Source organism: Acinetobacter sp. NBRC 110496 (genome assembly GCF_000876115.1).
In the GTDB taxonomy this organism is placed as follows: Bacteria; Pseudomonadota; Gammaproteobacteria; order Pseudomonadales; family Moraxellaceae; genus Acinetobacter.
In genome coordinates this window covers 114,256-137,178 of sequence record NZ_BBTF01000005.1, presented here as the reverse complement: position 1 = coordinate 137,178, position 22,923 = coordinate 114,256, and the positions used below count along the sequence as shown (strand labels likewise).

17 protein-coding genes are annotated in these 22,923 nt (G+C 44.2%); 10 read left to right on the top strand and 7 right to left on the bottom strand.

The window, feature by feature from the left end; genetic code table 11:
* Window positions 1-32: 32 nt before the first annotated feature.
* From Aba26S_RS04675 to Aba26S_RS04655, 5 genes are read right to left on the bottom strand one after another with little or no spacing between them, the layout of a single operon-like run.
* On the bottom strand, window positions 33-935 hold the full coding sequence (locus tag Aba26S_RS04675; RefSeq protein WP_043970293.1) for a hydroxymethylglutaryl-CoA lyase: 903 nt from the start codon (window positions 933-935) through the stop codon (window positions 33-35).
* A complete protein-coding gene (locus Aba26S_RS04670; protein ID WP_043970291.1) occupies window positions 932-2,923 on the bottom strand; it encodes an acetyl/propionyl/methylcrotonyl-CoA carboxylase subunit alpha in 1,992 nt (663 codons plus the stop codon). Before Aba26S_RS04670 ends, Aba26S_RS04675 begins: the two co-directional genes overlap by 4 nt.
* A 21-nt stretch (window positions 2,924-2,944) precedes the next feature.
* Window positions 2,945-3,739, bottom strand: coding sequence for an enoyl-CoA hydratase/isomerase family protein (locus tag Aba26S_RS04665; protein WP_043970288.1), 795 nt, complete (start codon window positions 3,737-3,739; stop codon window positions 2,945-2,947).
* A gap of 9 nt (window positions 3,740-3,748) precedes the next feature.
* Window positions 3,749-5,350, bottom strand: a complete 1,602-nt coding sequence (locus Aba26S_RS04660) for a carboxyl transferase domain-containing protein (protein WP_043970287.1) — start codon at window positions 5,348-5,350, stop codon at window positions 3,749-3,751.
* A gap of 24 nt (window positions 5,351-5,374) precedes the next feature.
* Window positions 5,375-6,547, bottom strand: coding sequence for an isovaleryl-CoA dehydrogenase (locus tag Aba26S_RS04655; protein WP_043970285.1), 1,173 nt, complete (start codon window positions 6,545-6,547; stop codon window positions 5,375-5,377).
* Window positions 6,548-6,695: 148 nt separating this feature from the next.
* Between Aba26S_RS04655 and Aba26S_RS04650 the strand changes: the two genes are divergently transcribed.
* The 5 genes from Aba26S_RS04650 (at window position 6,696) to Aba26S_RS04630 (ending at window position 12,503) form a co-directional block, all read left to right on the top strand.
* A complete protein-coding gene (locus Aba26S_RS04650) occupies window positions 6,696-7,313 on the top strand; it encodes a TetR/AcrR family transcriptional regulator (RefSeq protein ID WP_043970283.1) in 618 nt (205 codons plus the stop codon).
* 113 nt (window positions 7,314-7,426) lie between these two features.
* Window positions 7,427-9,121: an AMP-binding protein gene (locus tag Aba26S_RS04645; protein WP_043970281.1), complete on the top strand. Its 1,695-nt coding sequence runs from the start codon at window positions 7,427-7,429 to the stop codon at window positions 9,119-9,121.
* 87 nt (window positions 9,122-9,208) lie between these two features.
* On the top strand, window positions 9,209-10,201 hold the full coding sequence (gene bioB, locus Aba26S_RS04640) for a biotin synthase BioB (RefSeq protein ID WP_043970279.1): 993 nt from the start codon (window positions 9,209-9,211) through the stop codon (window positions 10,199-10,201).
* 26 nt (window positions 10,202-10,227) lie between these two features.
* Window positions 10,228-10,968: a cyclopropane-fatty-acyl-phospholipid synthase family protein gene (locus tag Aba26S_RS04635; protein ID WP_043970278.1), complete on the top strand. Its 741-nt coding sequence runs from the start codon at window positions 10,228-10,230 to the stop codon at window positions 10,966-10,968.
* 248 nt (window positions 10,969-11,216) lie between these two features.
* Window positions 11,217-12,503: a DcaP family trimeric outer membrane transporter gene (locus Aba26S_RS04630; RefSeq protein WP_043970275.1), complete on the top strand. Its 1,287-nt coding sequence runs from the start codon at window positions 11,217-11,219 to the stop codon at window positions 12,501-12,503.
* A 112-nt stretch (window positions 12,504-12,615) separates the two neighbouring features.
* On the opposite strand, the gene Aba26S_RS04625 is transcribed toward Aba26S_RS04630, so the two are convergent.
* Window positions 12,616-13,536 carry a LysR family transcriptional regulator gene (locus Aba26S_RS04625; RefSeq protein WP_043970273.1) on the bottom strand — a complete coding sequence of 307 codons (921 nt, stop codon included), beginning with the start codon at window positions 13,534-13,536 and terminating at the stop codon, window positions 12,616-12,618.
* A gap of 96 nt (window positions 13,537-13,632) precedes the next feature.
* On the opposite strand from Aba26S_RS04625, the gene Aba26S_RS04620 reads away from it, so the two are divergent.
* From Aba26S_RS04620 to Aba26S_RS04610, 3 genes are all read left to right on the top strand, one after another.
* The gene (locus Aba26S_RS04620; protein WP_168926883.1) at window positions 13,633-15,015 is read left to right on the top strand and encodes an aspartate aminotransferase family protein; all 1,383 of its coding nucleotides are present in this window, start codon (window positions 13,633-13,635) and stop codon (window positions 15,013-15,015) included.
* A 61-nt stretch (window positions 15,016-15,076) separates the two neighbouring features.
* Window positions 15,077-16,639 carry a CoA-acylating methylmalonate-semialdehyde dehydrogenase gene (locus Aba26S_RS04615; protein WP_043970269.1) on the top strand — a complete coding sequence of 521 codons (1,563 nt, stop codon included), beginning with the start codon at window positions 15,077-15,079 and terminating at the stop codon, window positions 16,637-16,639.
* Between the two features lie 104 nt (window positions 16,640-16,743).
* The gene (locus Aba26S_RS04610; protein WP_043970268.1) at window positions 16,744-18,135 is read left to right on the top strand and encodes an amino acid permease; all 1,392 of its coding nucleotides are present in this window, start codon (window positions 16,744-16,746) and stop codon (window positions 18,133-18,135) included.
* A gap of 124 nt (window positions 18,136-18,259) precedes the next feature.
* On the opposite strand, the gene Aba26S_RS04605 is transcribed toward Aba26S_RS04610, so the two are convergent.
* Window positions 18,260-19,768 carry a PLP-dependent aminotransferase family protein gene (locus Aba26S_RS04605; RefSeq protein ID WP_043970266.1) on the bottom strand — a complete coding sequence of 503 codons (1,509 nt, stop codon included), beginning with the start codon at window positions 19,766-19,768 and terminating at the stop codon, window positions 18,260-18,262.
* Window positions 19,769-19,929: 161 nt separating this feature from the next.
* Here Aba26S_RS04605 and Aba26S_RS04600 point away from each other — a divergent pair, with 161 nt between their 5' ends.
* Window positions 19,930-21,240 (top strand): 4-aminobutyrate--2-oxoglutarate transaminase, encoded by a 1,311-nt coding sequence (locus Aba26S_RS04600; protein WP_043970265.1) that lies wholly within the window; start codon window positions 19,930-19,932, stop codon window positions 21,238-21,240.
* A complete protein-coding gene (locus Aba26S_RS04595) occupies window positions 21,237-22,685 on the top strand; it encodes an NAD-dependent succinate-semialdehyde dehydrogenase (RefSeq protein WP_043970262.1) in 1,449 nt (482 codons plus the stop codon). The genes Aba26S_RS04600 and Aba26S_RS04595 overlap by 4 nt, the downstream gene beginning before the upstream one ends.
* Window positions 22,686-22,923: the final 238 nt, after the last annotated feature.

Genomic DNA, 22,923 nt, shown 5'->3' with positions numbered 1-22,923 from the left:
CATATTAGAGTTAAGGGTGATATTTGAGTTGTTTAAACACAACGGCTTTGCCAATAGGCATTGGCATAATTCGATAAGCTTTTCCTGTTGAGTACATGACTAATATTTTGGCTGGCTTGCATCAGCTTTTCTAAATCAATACCTGTTTCAAAGCCCATATGCGAGAGCAAATAGAACAGATCTTCGGTGGCGACATTGCCTGAAGCACCTTTGGCATAAGGGCAACCACCCAATCCAGCTAATGAAGAATCAAATACACGAATGCCTTGTTGTAAGGACTGATAAATATTGGCAATTGCCATGCCATAGGTATTGTGAAAATGTCCTGCCAAAACTTGGCTGTCGAGTTCAGCCAGACAGGCTTGCCAGACTTTTGCGACACGATCTGGTGTGGCGGTACCGATGGTTTCTCCCAAAGAAACTTCATAACAGCCCATCTCATACAGTCGTTTAACCACGTTTACCACTTGCTCAGGTGCAATCGCACCTTCATAAGGACAATCGACGATACAAGAGACATAACCGCGGACACGGATATTTTGTGCTTTGGCTGCACGCATGACGTCGGCAAACTTTTCAAAGCTTTCATCAATCGAGCAATTAATATTTTTACGGGTAAAGCTTTCAGAAGCTGCGGTAAACACTGCAACTTCTTGGCATCCTACCGCTTGAGCACTTTCAAAACCTTTGATGTTCGGTGTGAGCAGACTAAATTGCACATCGGTTGTCTGGGGCAATTGCTTAAACAGCTCATCACTTTGCGCCATTTGCGGCACCCATTTGGCAGACACACAGGAACCGACCTCAATTGATTTTAGTCCAGCATTTATCAGATCATGAATGAAGTTTAGGCGTTGTTCGACGCTTAACGCCTGTTTTTCGTTTTGCAGGCCATCACGCGGGCCGACCTCCACGATTTTGACAAATTCACTCATGCAACTTCCTCCTGTACAGGTTGAAATTCCACCAGTTCATCGCCAGCTTTAACCTGATCACCCACTTGAAAATAGGCATCCACAATTACGCCATCTTGCGGTGCGCGAATGGTGTATTCCATTTTCATGGCTTCAAGCGTCATCAGGATATCGTCTTTTTTCACGTTATGATTGGCTCCGACCAGAACCTGAGTCACCACACCCGGCATGGGTGCTTTGAGGTGTCCTTGCTCTGCTTGGCTATCATTCTGGTGATAATTTTGTTGAATATAGCCAAATTTATGGCTTTGTCCGTTATGGAACAGGGTGATGCCTTGTGGACTCTGGTTAAAAGACAATTTCTGTTGGGTACCATTGAGATGAATCACCGCAGTATGTGCATCCAATAGCTGCCCTGAAATCGGGTAGCTTTCACCGTTATACTCTGCATTAAAACCGTGCTCGGCTGAGCTCAGCTTGATGTGAATATTTTGATCTAGATAGTTAAGTTTGATGGTTTGTTTAAAGGCAATATTTAAACGCCATAGCGGTTGTGCTTGCCATAACTGTTTTTGGCTAGAGCGGTTATTATTCAGTTTGCTTAAAAACTCGATAAAGGCTGTGGCGACCACCAATTCAGGTTTAATCTGTTCAGGCTGGAACAAGAAATCATGTTCACGTTGAATCAGGTTAGTATCCAGTTTGGCCTGTTTAAATGAATCACAACGAACAATCTTTTGCAGAAAGGCAATGTTGTTACCCAAACCATCGACATGGAATTGACTGAGTGCATGTTGCATTTGGATCAAAGCTGCTTCACGGTTTTTACCCCAAACGATCAGTTTGGCAATCATTGGATCATAATAGGTGGTGATTTCATCGCCTTCTACAATGCCGCTGTCAACACGGACAGACTGGTTTTGCGTTGGGTAGTGTAGATAGTCAATTTTGCCGATGGCAGGCAAGAAGCCCTTTTCGGGTTCTTCGGCATAGATCCGTGCTTCAAGGGCATGACCATGAATCTGTAATTGGTGTTGCAGTTTCGGTAAGGGTTCACCATCCGCGACACGCAGTTGCCATTCCACCAGATCTTCGCTGGTAATCATTTCCGTGACAGGATGTTCCACTTGCAGACGGGTATTCATTTCCATGAAATAGGCAGTACCGTCTTGTTCCACAATAAACTCAACTGTTCCTGCACCGACATAATCTACTGCACGGGCAGCATCAATGGCGGCTTGGCGCATGGCATCCAGTTTTTCAGCAGGCATTTGCGGTGCAGGGGCTTCTTCAAGTACTTTTTGATGGCGACGTTGTACCGAACAATCACGTTCAAATAAATGCACATAGTTACCATGTGTATCACCAAACACTTGTACTTCAATATGGCGTGGTTGAATCACATAACGTTCAATCAGCACATCGTCATTGCCAAAGCTAGACTTGGCTTCACGTTTACACGAGGCCAAGGACTGCAAGAAATCCTCACTACGCTCAACCAAGCTCATACCTTTGCCACCACCGCCAGCACTGGCCTTGATCAGCACAGGATAGCCAATTGCATCGGCTTGCTGTTTTAAAAACTCGGCCTCTTGATTGGTTCCATGATAGCCTGGTGTTAAAGGCACACCTGCTTTTTCCATCAAGGCTTTAGAGGTCGCTTTGAGACCCATGGCTAAAATCGCATCCACGGGTGGGCCAATAAAGCAAATATTGTGTTGCTGGCAAGCGAGTGCAAATTGATCATTTTCAGACAGAAAACCATAACCTGGATGAATCGCTTGGCTGCCTGTATCAATCGCTGCCTGAATAATACGATCCACCTGTAAATAACTTTGTGTGGCAGGTGATTGCCCAATATAAATGGCTTCATCCGCCATTTTGACATGTTGTGCATCGGCATCTGCATCTGAATACACTGCAACCGTTGCAATCCCGAGTTTTTTTGCGGTACGAATCACACGGCAGGCAATCTCGCCACGGTTCGCAATTAAAATTTTTTCAAACATTGTGATCGTCCTGAATTTTTGTTATTTGGAGGTGGAAGTCCACGCAGGTTGTTGTTTATTTAAAAAGGCATTCAAACCTTCTTTGGCTTCGCTGCCTTGACGAACTTGAGCAATATGTTGTGCAGTCTGCTTGAGCAAATCATCACTCATGCTTTGGTGGCTCACCATCTGAATTAACTGTTTCGATGCAGCCTGTGCCTGAGGCCCACCGAGCAGCAATGCATCAAGGATTTCTTGAACTTTTCGATCTAAGTCTTCTGCATCTGCAACTTCATGGGCTAAACCAATCTGTTTAGCTTCCCGTGCCGAAATCCGTTCCGCAGTTAAGAAATAACGCGAAGCCTGCCGTGCTCCAATCGCACGAATTACATACGGACTAATAGTCGAAGGGGCAAGACCTAAACGAACTTCCGAGGTTGCAAATTTGGCGTCAGTGCTGGCAATACAAATATCACAAGCCGAGGCCAAACCCATGCCACCACCAAAGGCAATACCATGCACACGCGCAAGTGTCGGTTGCTTTAAGGTCGCGAGAGCATTTAGCATCTGTGCAAGTTTGAGCGCATCGGCTTCATTCTCAGCAGAAGAGGCCTGACCTGCCTGTTTCATCCAGTTTAGGTCGGCACCTGCTGAAAAGCTTTTGCCACGGCCAGCCAAGACCACCACACGCACATCATCTCGTGTGTTGAGACTGTTAAAGCAGTCATGTAATTCTTCAATCACCGTAGTATTAAAAGCATTGTGCAGTTCTGGTCGGTTGAGCCAAACATAGGCCACTTGACCGTGTTGTTCCAGTTGTAAAAATTGATAGCTCATAGACACCTCTTACATGCGGAACACGCCAAATTTGGTTGGCTGAATTGGTGCATTTAATGCGGCAGCAAGACTCAGCCCCAGCACATGACGGGTTTGAGCAGGATCGATGACGCCGTCATCCCAAAGGCGAGAAGAGGCATAATACGGATGGCCTTGGTGCTCATATTGTTCACGAATCGGTTGTTTAAACTCATCTTCTTCCTGTGCTGACCATTGTGCACCTTTTTGCTCAATCTGATCACGTTTTAAAGTTGAGAGCACACTGGCAGCCTGTTCACCACCCATCACAGAAATACGCGAGTTTGGCCATGTCCATAAAAAGCGTGGCGAGTAAGCGCGGCCACACATGCCATAGTTACCTGCACCAAAAGACCCCCCAATAATCAGAGTGAGTTTCGGTACATTGGCTGTGGCAACTGCCATCACCAACTTGGCACCATTTTTGGCAATGCCTTCATTTTCGTATTGACGACCCACCATAAAGCCGGTGATGTTTTGGATAAATAACAATGGAATATTGCGTTGGGTACACAGCTCAATAAAATGTGCGCCTTTTTGTGCAGACTCGGAAAAGAGAATGCCGTTATTGGCAATGATGCCAACTGGCATCCCGTAAAGCGAAGCAAAACCTGTAATTAGGGTCGAACCAAAACGGGCTTTAAATTCATCAAAGCGTGAACCATCGACAATACGGGCAATCACTTCACGGACATCGAAAGGTTTACGTGCATCACTGGGTACAACCCCATAGAGTTCGTTGGCATCAAATAGTGGTTCATCAATCTGCTTGTTTAATTCAGTTGGTTTTTTATTTAGATTGGCGACGATGTTACGGGCAATCGCAAGTGCGTGTTCATCATTTTCCGCCAAATGATCGGCAACCCCTGACAAGCGAGTATGTACATCACCACCACCCAAATCTTCACTGCTGACCACTTCACCTGTCGCGGCTTTCACCAATGGTGGGCCACCCAAGAAAATCGTACCTTGATTGCGTACAATAATGGTTTCATCAGACATGGCAGGGACATAAGCACCACCAGCGGTACAGCTACCCATCACCACCGCGATCTGTGCGATACCTTGGCTCGACATCCGCGCCTGATTATAGAAAATACGCCCGAAATGGTCTCGATCAGGAAACACCTCATCTTGCATCGGCAAGAATGCACCGCCTGAATCCACCAGATAAATACAGGGCAAGTGATTTTGCTCGGCAATTTCCTGCGCACGTAAATGCTTTTTCACTGTCAATGGATAATAGGTGCCACCTTTGACGGTTGCATCATTGGCAACAATCATGCAGGTCACACCATTGACTTGGCCAATACCTGCAATCACACCCGCAGCAGGAATGTCATCTTCATAAACCTTATAAGCAGCCAACTGACCAATTTCTAAAAAAGCCGTGCCGACATCAATCAGTTGGTCAATACGATCGCGTGGTAATAATTTGCCTCGAGCTAAATGTTTTTGGCGGGCATTTTCGCCACCACCGAGTGCTACTTTTTGAGCCACTTGTTTCAGATCGCTGACCAAGGTTTGCATGGCGTGTTGATTGGTTTTGAAGTCTTCACTTCGAACATTAATTTTGCTGTGTAATTGGTTCATAAGCTGCATCCTGATTTATGGTTATTATTTGGTTTCATTAAACAGTTCGCGGCCAATCAGCATGCGGCGAATTTCTGAAGTTCCTGCACCAATTTCATAAAGTTTGGCATCGCGCCATAAGCGACCTGCTGAGAATTCATTGATATAACCATTACCACCGAGGGTTTGAATGGTTTCACCTGCCATCCATGTGGCTTTTTCTGCGGCATATAAAATGGCACTGGCTGCATCTTTGCGTAAGCTGCGGTCATGGTCGGCTTTGTCACAGGCTGCACCAACTGCATAAACCAAGGCTTTACAAGCGAGCCATGTGGAATACATATCCGCCAGTTTGCCTTGCATCAATTGGAACTCACCCAAGGCTTGCCCAAATTGTTCACGCTCATGCAGGTAGGGAATGACCACATCCAGACAGGCATCCATAATGCCCAAAGGACCAGCACTTAAGACCGCGCGTTCATAGTCCAGACCACTCATCAGTACTTTGGCACCGTTGCCAACACCACCGAGCACGTTTTCAGCAGGGACTTCAACATTGTCAAAAAATAGCGGATAGGTATTAGAACCACGCATACCTAACTTATCTAGATGCTTACCATGACTAAAGCCAGGCATATCTTTTTCGATCAGAAATGCTGTCATGCCTTTGGCACCTGCATGTGGATCAGTTTTTGCGTACACCACCAATACATCAGCATCACCGCCGTTGGTGATCCACATCTTTGAACCATTGAGAACAAAATGATCGCCTTTTTGTTCAGCACGCAGTTTCATACTGACCACATCCGAACCTGCGTTGGGTTCAGACATCGCCAAAGCACCGACAAAGTCACCTGAAATCAGCTTGGGTAAATATTTCTGTTTTTGTTGCTCACTGCCGTTGCGATTAATCTGGTTGATACACAAGTTAGAATGCGCACCGTAAGAGAGGCCAATAGAGGCTGATGCACGCGAAATTTCTTGCAACACAAGGATATGTGCCAGATAGCCCAGATTGGTACCGCCATATTCTTCAGAAACGGTTAAGCCCATCAATCCCATATCGCCAAACTTTTTCCAAAGATGGGCAGGGAATACATTGTCCTGATCGACTTGTTGCGCAATCGGTGCAATTTCCTTGGCACAAAATGCAGCAACTGAATCTTGTAGTGCAATTAATGTTTCATCCAGACCAAAGTTTAAGCTACGTAGGTTCATTGTGTTGTCATCCCGGTGGTTATATTTGTTGTTCCATTAAGCGTTGTTGTGTGTGCTTAGGAAGTACCTTACAATGATTTTTTAAAAAAGTGAATAGTGATTCATAAAATGATTTACAATTCACTTTATTTGTTAGAGAATAAAATTTATGAGCTATAAACGATCAACCTTAATGCAGGAGAGGATGGAGAAAAATCGTAAATCGATTTTGAGTTCAGCCAGAAAATTAATTTCAGAGGGAGGGTTCAAAGACGCACAGATACAAACCATTGCTGAGCAAGCAGGGGTCTCAAGTGGTCTGGTTTATCGCTACTTTGACAATAAAAGTCAGGTGTTAATTGAGGTTTTGTCGGAAGCCATCAATACCGAACTGTTGGTGATTGATGCCATCACAGAAAGTGATCTGACCGCACAACAAAAATTGCACAAGGCCGTCGCGACCTTTGTAAAACGGGCATTGAATAGCCCGCAGTTGGCCTATTCACTGATGTTTGAACCTGTAGATTCAACAGTAGAACATGAGCGTTTTCGGGTAAAGCAACTGATTAAACAAAGTATTAAAAAAATCCTTGCGGATGGAAATGCAAGTGGCGAGTTTGTTCTGGATGACTTAAACACAACCGCTATGTGTGTGGTCGGTGCGATGACCTATGTGGTGGTTGAACCTTTAGATCCAGCACAAAATACCAAGTTTGATCAGACGCACAAAGACTATTTTTCCAAACAGATTGCTGACTTTTGTGTGGATGCAGTACAGAAAAAGTAGGGCAGATAGAACGGTTTAAAATCACAACAATAAGCAGTTTGAAGAGTAGTTGCAGTCACAACAATTAGATTAGCTAAGAACAGAATTAAAAAAGAATCAAGGAGAATGATTCAATGCAACACGTACGGTTAAGCTATGCCTCTGGAACCAGCTCGCAGCCCCTGTTGGGGATGACGATTGGAGATAAATTTGATCAGGCCTGCCAGCAATATGCTGAGCAAGAGGCGATTGTCAGTTCGCATCAGAACCGACGCCTAAGCTATAAACAACTGCAGCATGAAGTGAATGCGTTTGCCTGTAGTCTGCTCAAGCTGGGTTTGAAAAAGGGCGATAGACTGGCAATCTGGTCACCTAATTGCGTGGAATGGACGGTGACCCAATTTGCCGCATTCAAAGCTGGCATTATTCTAGTGAATCTGAATACCGCCTATAAAAGTCATGAACTGGAATATGTACTCAATAAAGTTTCCTGCAAAGGCTTGATCATTGCCTCACAGTTCAAGACCACCGATTATCAAGAATTACTCACTAAGATTGCACCTGAGCTGACATCTAGCTCCGATAAAGTGCTTCATTCAGCCCGTTTACCACATTTAAAATATGTGATCAAAATTGATGAGCAGCAGCATAGCGGTATCTATCGTTTTAGCGATTTACTCGAAACTCCAAATCAATCGCAGCTCGATGAGTTACAGCGCTTAGCCAAACAATTGCAGTTTGATGAAACCATCAATATTCAATTTACTTCAGGAACAACAGGCAATCCAAAAGGAACCATGTTGACCCATCATAATATTTTGAATAATGGGTATTTTGTTGGTGAAGGGATTGGCTTAACGCCCCAAGATCGCGTCTGTATCTCAGTTCCTTTATTCCATTGTTTCGGCATGGTAATGGGCAATATGGCCTGTATTACCCATGGTGCTACCATGGTTTATCCTGCGTCCGTGTTTAATCCATTGGAAAGCTTAAAAACCATTGAGCAGGAAAAATGTACCGCGGCTTATGGTGTGCCGACCATGTTTATTGCCATTTTGGAACATGAGCAATTTGCCGAATTTGATTTGAGCAGTTTGCGTACCGGTATCATGGCAGGCAGTCCATGTCCGAGAGAAATCATGCAGCGTGTGATTGACCGCATGCATATGTCAGAAATTACCATCTGTTATGGCATGACCGAAACCTCTCCAGTCAGTGTGCAGAGTTATATTGATGATTCAATTGATAAACGGGTCAGCACGGTGGGGCATGTTCATCCACATTTGGAAGTCAAAATTGTCGATTTAGAAGGTGAAATCGTTCCATTAGGGATACTCGGTGAACTTTGTGTCCGTGGTTATTCGGTCATGGCGGGGTATTGGGATGAGCCTGAAAAAACCAAAGAAGTGATCGACGCAGCGGGTTGGATGCACACGGGCGATATTGCTGAAATGGATGCTGAAGGCTTTGTCAAAATCAAAGGCCGAATTAAAGATGTGGTGATTCGCGGGGGTGAAAATCTATTTCCAAAAGAAATCGAAGACTTTTTATATACCCATCCCGATGTCTGCGATGTGCAAGTGATTGGTTTGCCCGATATGCGTTATGGGGAGGAGCTCTGTGCCTGCATCATTTTACACGAGCACCATCAAAGCAATGAAGACAGTATCCGCAGTTTCTGCAAAGAGCATATTTCACATAACAAAGTGCCACGTTACGTGAAGTTTTTTGCTGAGTTCCCAATGACCGCATCAGGCAAAGCACAGAAATTTAAATTGCAGGAAATCATGCGGGCAGAGCTGAATTTGACTGCTGAAATTTTTGATTAAAACCGTATTCCTCTCCCGTGTATTGAGACTGAGGAGGAGCTTTGATGCCATGGTTGCTATCTAAACAGAGGATGTCAGGATCAAGAAATGAAGATTAGAAATGATTGGTCACGTGTGGAAATACAGGCGCTTTATGAGCAGCCATTGTTAGATTTGCTGTTTCAGGCACAACAGGTGCACCGACAATATTTTACGGCGAATACGATTCAGGTCAGTACTTTGCTTTCGATCAAGACCGGCAAATGTCCTGAAGATTGCAAGTATTGTTCGCAATCAGCGCGTTATGATTCAAAACTGGAAGCAGAAAAACGCGTTGCGGTCGAGAAAGTCATTCAAGAGGCACAAAAATCCAAGGCTTCAGGCGCATCTCGTTTTTGTATGGGTGCCGCATGGCGCAATCCGCATGAGCGCGATATGCCTTATGTATTGGATATGGTGCGCGAGGTCAAAGCTTTAGGGCTGGAAACTTGTATGACCTTGGGCATGCTGAATGCTTCTCAGGCGGAGCGTTTAAAAGAGGCTGGTCTGGATTATTACAACCATAATCTGGATACTTCGCGGGAATATTATTCCCATATTATCAGCACCCGAACTTTTGATGATCGACTGGAGACACTGGACCATGTTCGTCAGGCAGGGTTGAAAGTCTGTAGTGGCGGTATTGTCGGTTTAGGTGAAAGCCGAGAGGATCGAATTGGTCTTTTACATGAGTTAGCGACTTTGCCGCTACATCCAGAGTCTGTACCGATTAATATGTTAGTGCCGATCGAAGGGACACCTTTGGCTCAAGTAGAAAAACTGGATGTGATTGAATGGATACGGACCATCGCGGTGGCACGACTGCTTATGCCGCAAAGTTATATTCGACTTTCGGCTGGGCGCGAAGCATTAACCGATTCCGATCAAGCCTTGGCATTTATGGCCGGTGCTAATTCTATTTTTTCAGGTGAAAAACTGTTAACCACTGCCAATGCCGGTGAAAGTCGTGACCAAGCTTTATTTCAAAAATTGGGCTTAAGTATCGAAGCGGCTAAACCTTCTATAAAGCAGTTATCTGTTGATGCGATGCTGACCGTTTAAGGCTTTTTCAAAAAAAAGAGGATCAAATGGCGAAAGATTTTAACAGTCAGAAAGTGGTGGAACGCTATGACGATCATATCCGTCGTCTGATTCCGGGTTATGCGCTGATGCATCAACAAGTGGATGCGATTTTACAGTCGGCTTTAAGTGCAGACGCAGAGATTCTAATTGTCGGTTGTGGCACAGGCTATGAGCTTGAATATTTACTGAATAGGCATCCAACTTGGAGATTTACGGCAGTTGATCCTTCTTTAAGTATGTTGCAGAAAGCACAAGCACTGATTCAGCAGCTTGGGCAGTCAGAGCGTGTGCAATTTATTCATGGCGAAACAGCAGCATTGTCTAGGCAGCCAAAATTTGATGCAGCACTGTCTATCTTGGTTGCGCATTTTGTACCGCATGCGCTGAAACCAGATTTTTTTGCTGAGATTTCACAGCGCTTAAAAGCCGGTGGATTGCTGATGACCTACGATCTGATGGCTTGTGAAAATCCTCAACAATTTAAAGCCTTGCCTTTGTTATGTCAGAGTAATGGTCTGAGTATTGAGCAGAGTGAGACAATGATGGAACGTTTAGCACAAGACTTTTTTACTGTTTCTTATGAGGCTTATGAGCAACTGCTTCAGCGGACAGGTTTTGAACAGGTGCATTGCTTTAGCCAAGTTTTAACCTATCAAGGACTGATTGCCCAGAAAAAACAGGACGATATCTTGACCTTGGAACATTCTGGCAAGGCTGTTTTCACTCAACAAGGAATTCAACATTAAAACAGCAACTTAATTTTTAGCTTTTAACCGAAGTTTTTAACAGTGGCAGCAATTGTCGCTGCTCGGCTCTGCTGTCTTTAAAAAAGTGGCTATTTATTTAAACAGGAGGTGAAAAACAAATAAATCAATGGTTTGAAGTTTTAAAAATAAAAAATGTGATGTGGTACATCGGTACGACAAAGGAAAAACACAAACAAGAATGATCTTAAAACGGGTTTTAAGATTAGCCAGAAAGGAAATTGATTTTAATGAAAAAGTTTATTATAACGGTACAAAAAAGCATATTGGCAACGGCAGTTTTAACGGCTATGTCTGCTGCTTATTCAGGAACTGAAAGTGCTGAAATTGCACAGCTTCGACAGGAAGTACAAGAGTTGCGCGCGATGCTGCAACAATATGTAAAGCAACCTGTTCCAACATCCTCTAGCCCACAAGTCGCAGTTGCTGCTGCGCCACAAGCGACTCAAACACAGGCGCCAAAACTGAATATCAGTAAAGGTGGAGCAGAAGTCAGTTTATATGGTTATCTCCGTGCCGATGCCTCTTATCAGGCCAAAGGTGCATCGACCATGTATAACAATATCAGTGGTGTACCACTGGAACATACTGCCGAGGAAGCTCAACAAAAAGATCGTTTGCATTCAACCGTCAATGTCACCCGTTTGGGCTTAAATTTTAAAACACCGACAGCCGCTGGCGATGTTGGTGGCAAGCTGGAAATGGATTTCTTTGGTGGCAGTACACGCGATCAATTCCGTATTCGTCATGCTTATTTAACCTTTGATAAATGGTTGATTGGTCAGACTTGGTCCACTTTTATTGCACCTGAATATTATCCAGAAACCATTGATGCAGGAACTTATGTCGGTGGTGCATTACAACGCTCTCCGCTGCTACGTTATAGCGATAATTTATCGGCCAATACCAGTTTTGCTGTCGCGATTGAAGATCCAAAATATACCGCAACTTCAGACCCTGATAATGAAATGCGTTTACCTGCTTTGGTGGGCCGATTGAACCATAAATTTGAGAATGGTTCCTTGTTGTCTGGCCGAACTTTTATGGCTGAGAAAAAAACCAGTAATGATGAGGAATGGGCATGGGGTGTGGGGCTCGGGGGTAAATATCAGTTAACACCACAAACTTTCTTAAAAGCGGATTATTACCATGTCAAAGGCGATGGCCGTTTCCTGCTTTGGACCAATAACAGTTATGTGATTGATGATAAAAATCATATTCAGAGCAATGAGTTCGATACCATTTCAGCAGGTCTGACCCATCAATTTAATTCGAAGCTTCGCTCAACCTTGGGTTATGGCTATATGAAAGCCAAGGATGACAACACCTTTGCCCAAATCCAGAAAACTAACCTGACTCAAAACAAAGAACTTTGGCAGGGCTGGATCAATGCCATGTACAATCCCTATAAACCAATTACCTTGGGGGTGGAATACGTCTATGGCGAACGTGAAACTTTTGAGGGGCGAAAAGGAATTGATAATCGCTTTAATATGATGGCGAGTTATGATTTTTAATGGTTTTGATCTTGTTGATCAAAATAAACATAGCGTTGCAATACATTGATATTCACGAGGGGTTTTGGTTGAATATCAATGTGAATTAGAAATTTGGGTAGAAAATTCAGGCTTAAATGGGTTGCATAATTCTGGTTTTTAAAATCTCCATAAAGGTTTTTAAAATCATATTGTAGTTTTTGCCTTTATGGGTGATCAGGCAGATCGGGGTACTGTAATGCATCACATCCTGCAAAATCGGTTGCATAAAACCATCTTCTACCCATTTTCTCGCATAATGATCGGGTAAAAAACCCAGAAATTTTCCTGTCAAGATTAGGAAGGCGATGCCTTCACGGTCACTGGCGGTGGCAGAACAATCAAGAAGTTGGTGTAATTTCGCCGCTTCAGCTGTCGTTGCATAATTCGGCAATACCGCTTGCCATTTTTTTAAATCTGCAGTGTGGATGTCACCTAAATGTTGAAACAGGGGGTGATTTTTACCGCAGTAGAGTAAAGAGTTTTCGCTATATAAGTTAAAATAATCTAAGCCAGACAATGGGGTAACAAGGGGGATGGCACCTGCGTGTAAGCGATTGTCTAAAACACGACATTCAATATCCGATAAGGTGCTCATACTAATATTGATTACCACTTCGGTATTTTCTTCGGCCAGCACAGCAAGCGTATTGGTGATATAGGCGCTGGGCATGGTCACCAAGTTATTAATAATCCCAATATTAAACTCACCTTTAAGTTGATTATGCATTTTATTGATCTTGGCGCGAAAGACTTCAATCGAAGCATTCAACACTTCAATATATTCCAGAATTTCCCGCCCTTCATCGGTGAGCGCAAAACCTGCTCGACCTCGTTGACACAGCCGAATACCGAGCCGATTTTCCAGATCGCTCATATGCAGACTAATTGCTGAACGACTAATGCCAAGCATACTTTCAGCAGCGCTAAAGCTATGGCAATCACATACCGTTTGAAATATTTTGAGTAGTTTTATATCAAAATCAGTCACTTGATTTAATTTTTTCGGCTTCATTTAGTTTTGCTTTTTTATATCTAAACTCAAGATAATTTGAATTTATCAAAACTATATCGCGCTGTACACTCCAACAATAACCCCAAAACAAGAAGAGTGATTATGTTTGATATCGACACCGCAAATGACCGAGATGATGCATTGGAAGCTAGTCCGTCAGAAGTTTCTATGCGCTTAAATTACCAAGCTCATTGGATGCCGTTTACCGCCAATCGTAACTTTCATCAAGATCCACGTATCATCGTGGCGGCCAAAGGTTCATCTTTAATCGACAGTACAGGACGCGAGATTTATGACTCATTGTCAGGTTTGTGGACTTGCGGCGCAGGGCATAGCTTGCCTGAAATCCAGCAAGCGGTAACACGTCAATTGGCAAAACTGGATTATTCCCCTGCATTCCAATTCGGACACCCATTATCTTTTCAATTGGCTGAAAAAATTGTGCAGCACATGCCTGAAAAACTACAGCATGTATTTTTTACCGATTCGGGTTCCGAGTCGGCAGATACCGCAATCAAAATGGCACGGGCGTATTGGCGAATTAAAGGTCAACCGAGCAAAACCAAGCTGATTGGGCGGGCACGTGGCTACCATGGCGTCAATGTGGCAGGCACAAGCCTAGGCGGGATTGGCGGCAACCGTAAAATGTTTGGTCAATTGATGGATGTCGATCATTTACCGCATACCTTACAACCGCATCTGAGCTTTACCAAAGGTTGCGCTGAAACAGGTGGAATTGAGCTAGCCGATGAAATGCTCAAGCTGATTGAGCTACATGATGCATCCAATATCGCAGCAGTGATTGTTGAACCTGTTTCTGGTTCAGCAGGTTGTATTGTGCCGCCAAAGGGCTATTTAAAACGTCTTAGAGAAATTTGTGATCAACACAATATCTTGCTGATCTTTGATGAAGTGATTACTGGCTTTGGCCGTATGGGTAAATGGACCGCGGCTGAATATTTTGGTGTGACGCCTGATTTACTCACGTTTGCCAAACAAATTACCAATGGTGCCATTCCATTAGGTGGCGTTGTCGCAAGCCACGAAATCTATGATGCCTTTATGCAGCAAGACTTGCCTGAGCATGCGGTTGAATTTACCCACGGTTATACCTATTCAGGGCATCCCGTTGCCTGTGCCGCTGCTTTAGCCACATTAGATGTATTGGAAAAACAGAATTTGATCACTCAATCTGCGGCTTTAGCCCCGAGTCTTGAGAAACAGATACATGAATTAAAAGGCGCACCGAATGTGATCGATATTCGCAACTGTGGTTTGATTGGTGCATTACAACTGGCACCACGCGATGGCGATGCCACCATTCGTAGTTTTGAAATCGGTATGAAGTTGTGGAAAGCCGGTTTCTATGTGCGTTTTGGCGGAGACACCATTCAGTTTGGCCCAATGTTCAATAGCACCGAAGCGCAATTATCACGCTTGATCAATGCTGTGGGTGAAACCCTTTATCAAGTGAAATAAAGCCTGGCTGAGTACCTGCCAGAAGCAAATGGAAAATAAGACACAGTGACAAGGAATACAGATGAATAATTTAGAAGATTTTAATGCCAATGCGTTCAGCAATACGGATTCAATTCAAGCAGCAACCACTCAATTGATTGGGCATTTTATCCAAGGTAGTTTGGTCACCAAATCCAACCGAAAACAAGCGGTTTATAATCCTGCTACGGGTGAGATCAGCAAAGAAGTAACCTTGGCGGATACACAGTTAGTGAATCAGGTGGTGCAGATTGCAGAACAGGCATTCCCTGCATGGCGTGATACGCCAGTGATCAAACGTGCGCGGGTAATGTTTAAGTTTAAACAATTGCTTGAAGAGAATGCTGAAACACTGTGTGAGTTGATAGGTCAGGAGCATGGCAAGATTTGTCATGATGCCAAAGGTGAATTACAGCGTGGCATTGAAAATGTGGAATATGCCTGTGGCGCGCCTGAGTTTTTAAAAGGCGAATATTCTAAAAATGTTGGCCCAGATATTGATTCTTGGAGTGAGTTTCAACCTTTAGGTGTAGTTGCAGGGATTACCCCGTTTAATTTTCCTGCAATGGTGCCGTTGTGGATGTTCCCGATGGCGATTGTGTGTGGCAATTGCTTTATTTTAAAACCCTCTGAAAAGGCACCTTCAGCCGCACTCTATTTAGCTGAATTACTTAAACAGGCGGGCTTGCCCGATGGGGTGTTTAATGTGGTCAATGGCGACAAAGAAGCCGTCGATGCCTTACTACATCATCCCAAAATTCAAGCCATCAGTTTTGTCGGATCAACGCCAATCGCAGAATATATTTATCGAACAGCGACCTCGACAGGAAAACGCTGTCAGGCACTGGGTGGTGCAAAAAACCACGCGATCATTATGCCCGATGCCGATATTGATAATGTGGTGACCTCTTTACTGGGTGCCGCCTTTGGTTCATCGGGTGAGCGTTGTATGGCGTTATCGGTTGCGGTGGCCATTGGTGATGAAGTGGCCGATGTGGTGATTGCCAAGCTTAAACAAGAGATGCAGCAATTGAAGTTTGGACATTATGCGGATGCCAGTAATGACTTCGGACCGCTCATTTCTCAAGCACATAAAGATAAGGTACAAGCATATATCCAAAGTGCCGAACAACAAGGTGCTAAAATTGTGGTGGATGGACGTGATGCCAAAGCAGTCGGTTATGAACATGGATTCTTTGTCGGGCCGACCTTAATTGATCAAATTTCAGCAGAGATGACCAGCTATCAACAAGAAATTTTTGGGCCTGTATTACAGGTGATTCGTGTCGAAACCATGCAGGAAGCCATGCGCTTGATCAATGATCATGAATACGGCAATGGGACCTGTATTTATACCCGCGATGGCGAAGCCGCGCGTTATTTTACCAATAATATCCAAGTGGGCATGGTCGGTGTGAACGTACCATTACCTGTACCAGTTGCTTACCATAGTTTTGGTGGATGGAAACGGTCACTATTTGGTGATCTGTATGCCTATGGGCCAGATGGCGTACGTTTTTATACCCGTCGTAAAACTATTACCCAACGTTGGCCGTCTGCGCAAATTCGTGAGGCCAAACAATTTGCTATGCCAACGTTAAATTAATTTTTGCTGGAGGGAAGACCGTTGGTTTTCCCTTTTTATTTTTATAGGAATTGAACAATGAAATGAGTCATTCATGGTTTAAACGTATTTTTAAGGAATAAAATATGAATAGTGCAAAAACAACAAAATTAGGTGAAGGACTTTCTAACCGCCATGTCACGATGATTAGTATTGGTGGTGTTATTGGTGCAGGTTTATTTGTCGGTTCATCTGCTGCAATCGCCAAAGCAGGTCCCGCTGCGGTATTGGCTTATATTATTACCAGTATTCTGGTTTTTCTGGTGATGCGCATGCTCGGTGAGATGGCGGTAGCGCAACCAGATACAGGTTCATTTTCAACTTATGCACGCAAAGCAATCGGCCCTTGGGCAGGCTTTAGTGTGGGTTGGCTGTATTGGTGGTTCTGGGTGTTGGTAATCCCGATCGAAGCCATTGCAGGCGCTGAAATTTTACATGCATGGTTTCCGCAGGTATCCAGTGCCATTTATGCTTTCGTATTTATTATTTTACTGAGTTTGGCAAACTTCTTTAGTACCAAAAGTTTTGGCGAGTTTGAGTTTTGGTTTGCACTGATTAAAGTGATTGCGATCTTGGTGTTTATTGTGATTGGTGCATCCGCCGTATTTGGGCTGTGGCCTTTAGCCAAAGATGTCAGCGGTGTGGGTCATCTATTTTCCAATGGTGGCTTTATGCCACATGGCATGGGTGGTGTTTTATCTGCGATTTTGATCTCGGCATTTTCCTTCTTTGGCATTGAAATTCTTTCGATTGCTGCGGCGGAGTCTAAAAATCCTGAAGAAAAAATCAAACGGGCGACCAATTTGGTACTTTATCGAATCATTCTGTTCTTTGTGGTTTCAATTTTTCTGGCGGTTGCCTTGGTTGATTGGCGTTCACCCGATTTACAAAAACTAGGTACCTTTCAGTATGTTCTGGTCAGCTTAAATATTCCTCAAACCAAGATGATCATGGACACTGTGGTATTTATTGCAGTGGCCAGCTGTATGAATGCGGCTGTTTATACCTCTTCACGCATGTTATTTGCTTTAGGAGCTCGTCAAGAAGCACCGAAAATGGTTACGAAAATTAATGCAGCAGGTGTGCCGACCATCGCGGTATTTGCATCGACATTGATTGGATTGATTTGTGGTGCGGTGAATTATCTGTTTCCTGGACAAGTATTTGGTTTTTTACTTTCAACCACGGGTTCGATTGCATTGGTGGTTTATCTAGTGATTGCGGTGTCACAACTGCGTTTACGAACCCAATTAGACAAAGAGGGTGCTACTGTTCCTTTTAAAATGTGGTTATTTCCGTGGCTGACTTGGTTTGTGATTATCGTGATTATGAGCGTACTGGGCTATATGTTCTTGTCACCTCAATATAGCTATGAAACCACTTTATCTTTAGGCGTAACGTTCATAGTTGTAATCTGTGGGCTGATCGTAACCCATCGGAAAAAATCAGACAGGGCAGTTCCTGTACATTTGGATTAATTTCAAACAAAACAGTAGAGGGCAAATATTATATGCTTGCTTGCCCAAGCGATATTGTATTTGCCCTTGTCATCGATATGACATAGGCCAAGGCAAGTAAGCACATTGATCTCCAATCAAAAAACTAATTTTTGTGAGGATCTAGACGGATACCATTTTCAATCAGGCATTGACGTAAAATACTAAAAGCAAAAGTCATGTCTTGTTCCTGCACACAGGCAAATCCAAGCAATAGACCAGATTGAATTGGCGTACTCAGACCAGAATAATATTGCGATAATGGCCGAACATTGACTCCGCGAGAAAGCGCCAGTTTGGATATCTCTAGATCATTGATGTGATCAGGTAATTTAAGCACCAGATGCAGTCCAGCATCGTGATTAAATTCATGGACAAAAACATCACCCAGATAGCGGTGAATCAGTTCAATCAAAAATTTACGCCTTTTACTATATAGCAGGCGCATTCTTCTTATATGCGCTGCATAATGTCCTTCACGGATAAATTCGGCTAAGGCACGTTGAGTGAGTAAGTGACCACCACGATAAAGCTCAGCCGAAATTGTACGTAAGGGCTGTACTAACTGTTTTGGAACCACCATATAGCCAATACGCAAGGCTGGGTAAATGGTTTTACTAAAGGTTCCAATATAAATGACGGGTGGATTATCTTCCAAACCTTGTAATGACGGATAAGGCTGACCAGAAAAACGGAACTCACTGTCGTAGTCATCTTCAATGATCCAACTGCGATGCTGTTTAGCCAAATCCAGCAATTTTCTCCGTCGCGCTAAACTGAGATGTGAACCCAAAGGATATTGGTGTGAAGGCGTGACAAAAATCAGGCGCGGTGGTGTCGAAGGGTGTTCTTCCGGAATAATCCCTTCAGCATCGACAGGCATCGGAATGATATTTAAACCATTAATACGTAGAAAGTTTTTGGCACCCCAATAGCCTGGATTTTCAATCCAGACATGATCATTTAAATCACATAAAGCCCGCGAAACCAGATCAACTGCCTGATGGATGCCTTCAGTAATAATAATCTGGTCGGTTTCACAATTGACGGAACGCGCAATCCGTAAATAATCGGCCAAAGCATGGCGTAATTCCGCACATCCTCCAGCATTGCTGTAGATTAAATTGGCAATTTCAGGCTGGCGACTTAAGCGTGATTTGATCCGATTAAATTCGGCATGTGGAAATTCAGTCACATCAGGCGCACCAGGTACAAAGGCACCCCACTGATAAGGGGATGCGGCTGCGTACTGAAGCAAACTTGCACCACGATGAGAAAGCGTATGCGTTGTATCCTCTTTGGCTATCGCAGTCTGAGTGGGTACCGCAGCAACTTGAATATAGCTCTCAGGGAGTGTTTCGGATACCCAAGTGCCACGACCCGTATGCGCTTGAATATAACCTTCGGCACGCAACTGTTCATAGGCATTGAGTACGGTATTACGAGAAACATGCAGTTCATTGGCCAAGTCACGTGATGCGGGAAGACGAGTATTGGGCGCAAGAATGCCTTCCAAAATGGCAGCTCTTAAACAATGAAAAACCCGAGCGGGTAAGGTCCCTTCACTGGCCTGTTGTAAATGTTGCAACAGGTAGCCTCCTAACAGGGTACGCAATTGGCTCTCTCCTTTAGTCCAAAAGTGGCTCTCGTCAATTCCTTATAAAAGGTACACATTAAGTACCCAAAGTGCATTTTAACCTTGCTTTTGCAATATGGAGTCATAAAGCAATTTAAATGCCCAAAAAGATTATTGTTTTGTCGTATAGAGGTAACAAAATGGATGCAAAGCATATTGCAATAAATGCTCGTAAACAGCAAGCAACGCCACGCGGTGTTGGCGTGATGTGCCAATGGTATGCCGAACGTGCAAGTAATGCGACTTTGTGGGACACGGAAGGAAATGAATATATCGATTTTGCAGGTGGAATTGCAGTTTTAAATACGGGACATCGCCATCCAAAAGTCATTGCAGCTGTTGCTGAGCAACTGGATAAATTTACCCATACGGCGTATCAGATTGTACCGTATGAAAGCTATGTGTCTTTGGCTGAGCGAATCAATGCCCGTGCACCGATTGAAGGCCCTGCGAAAACCGCGTTTTTTACTACAGGTGCAGAAGCAGTTGAAAATGCAGTAAAGATTGCACGAGCAGCAACAGGTCGTCATGGCATTATCACCTTTGGTGGCGGTTTCCACGGCCGTACGTTTATGACCATGGCCATGACAGGCAAAACAGCTCCTTATAAACGTGATTTCGGGGTGATGACAGCAGGTGTATTCCATGCCCGTTATCCAGTTGCATCTAAAGGAATCAGTGTTGAAGATGCACTGATTAGCTTAGAAGAAATTTTTAGTGAAGATATTGCGGCACATGATGTGGCTGCCATTGTGCTTGAGCCTGTCCAAGGTGAGGGTGGATTCAACGTTGCGCCAGTTGAATTTATGCAGCAGCTGCGCAAGATTTGTGATGAGCACGGCATTCTTTTAATTGCAGATGAAGTCCAAACGGGTTTTGCCCGTACTGGCCAATTGTTTGCCATGCAACATTATCCCGTTAAAGCTGATTTAATCACTATGGCGAAGAGCTTGGGCGGTGGTTTCCCACTGTCGGGAGTAGTGGGACGTGCGGAAGTGATGGATGCACCAAACCCGGGTGGTTTAGGGGGGACTTATGCAGGTAACCCGCTTGCTATTGCAGCAGCCAATGCCGTGATTGATGTGATTGAAGATGAGCAGTTGTGTCAGCGGGCCAATACGCTGGGTGACGAGTTAGTGAGCATGCTCAAAGCGGCACAAAAGTATTCAAACGATATTATTGATATTCGTGCATTGGGTTCGATGGTGGCGGTTGAGTTTGGTGATCATGTCACAGGTCAACCGAAACCAGAAGTGGCGAAAGCCATTCAGCAATATGCGATGGATCAGGGTTTATTGCTTTTAACCTGTGGCAAGCATGGCAATGTAATTCGTTTCTTGTATCCATTGACGATTCCTGTAGTTCAGTTCAATCAGGCGCTGGTGATTATCCAAGATGCAATTGCAGTACAACAACCCGCACTGCAAAAGCTTGCAGGGGCTGAAGCATGATTGATCTTGAATTACAGACTTTATTAAAGCATCCAGATATTCGTTTTGATGCAGCGCCAACTGAAGATTATTTTGTGGTGGACGATGCAGCAACAGGACAAGCTTTGGCTTGGGTCAAAGCATCTGACCAAGCTGAAGTTGAAGCAGCGATTGCGCGTTCTGCCATCGCTCAAGCCCAATGGCAGCAGCAAACTGCTTTGGCGCGTGCTGATATTTTATTGGCATGGTATCAGTTGATTTTGCAACAGCGTGAAGGCTTAGCTCAGATTCTCACGGCAGAACAGGGTAAGTCACTGGCGGAAGCGCGTGGAGAAATCGCTTATGCGGCTTCATTCATTCGTTGGTTTGCAGAGCAGGCACGTCGTGTCGATGGTTCAGTATTAACACCTGTCCAATCACAACAGCGTTTGATTGTGCTTAAGCAAGCGATTGGGGTCACCGCAGCGATTACGCCGTGGAATTTCCCAGCAGCAATGATCACCCGAAAAATTGCACCTGCTTTGGCTGTGGGGTGTTCGATGCTGGTTAAACCTGCGGAACAAACCCCATTAACCGCTTATGCTTTAGCGGTACTGGCAGAGCAGGCAGGCTTACCCGCTGATCTATTTATTTTAATCAGTGGTGATGCGGTTGCGGTCGGGCAAACCCTGTGTGCCAGTGATACGGTGCGTAAACTCAGCTTTACCGGTTCAACCGATGTCGGTCGTATTCTGATGAAACAATGTGCGCCCACCATCAAAAAGCTTTCTTTAGAGCTGGGTGGCAATGCACCTGTGATTATTTTTGATGATGCAGATGTTGAGCGTGTCGTACAGGGGATTATGGTCAGTAAGTTCCGTAATACCGGACAAACCTGTGTCTGTGCCAACCGGATCTATGTGCAGGCAGGAATTTATGACACGATTTGTGAACGCTTAAAAGTGGCGGTTGAACAGCAACTATGTGTTGGTGATGGACGTGAAGAAGGCGTGACCCAAGGCCCATTGATTGATCAAGATGCAGTTGAGAAAGTGCAATCACATATTGCCGATGCGGTGAGTCAAGGCGCTTCAATTGTGGTCGGTGGTCAACCGCATGCATTGGGGAAAACCTTCTTTGAACCGACCATCTTAAGAGATGTCACTCAGCAGATGAAAGTTGCCAAAGAGGAAACTTTTGGTCCATTAGCACCGTTGTTCCGTTTCAATGATGAGGCTGAAGCCGTTGCGATGGCAAATGACACCGAATTTGGCTTGGCGAGTTATATTTTTACCAAAGACATGGCACGCCAATGGCGCGTAGGCGAAGCACTGCAATATGGAATGGTCGGGGTGAATACAGGACTGATTTCTAATGAAGTCGCACCTTTTGGTGGAATTAAGCAATCGGGTTTAGGTCGGGAAGGCTCTCAGTTTGGCATTGAAGAATATCTAGAGCTCAAGTATATGTGCGTTGATATTTCTTAATTAAACGGTTGATGGTCTGAATGAGCGTACTCCTTTCTTCAGACCTTTTTATCCATTGAGCGAGTCTATAGCGATCTTCTCAATGTGATTGACTTAATCTAAAAAGCATTCCAGTGATGGGGTGCTTTTTACATTAAGGATTTAGTCCACTCCCAATTAAAAGTGAAAGCTCGATATTTTATGGATCAAATGGTACCTAAGTTTTAACGCAAATTGGTTCTCGGATTTACTGGAAAAG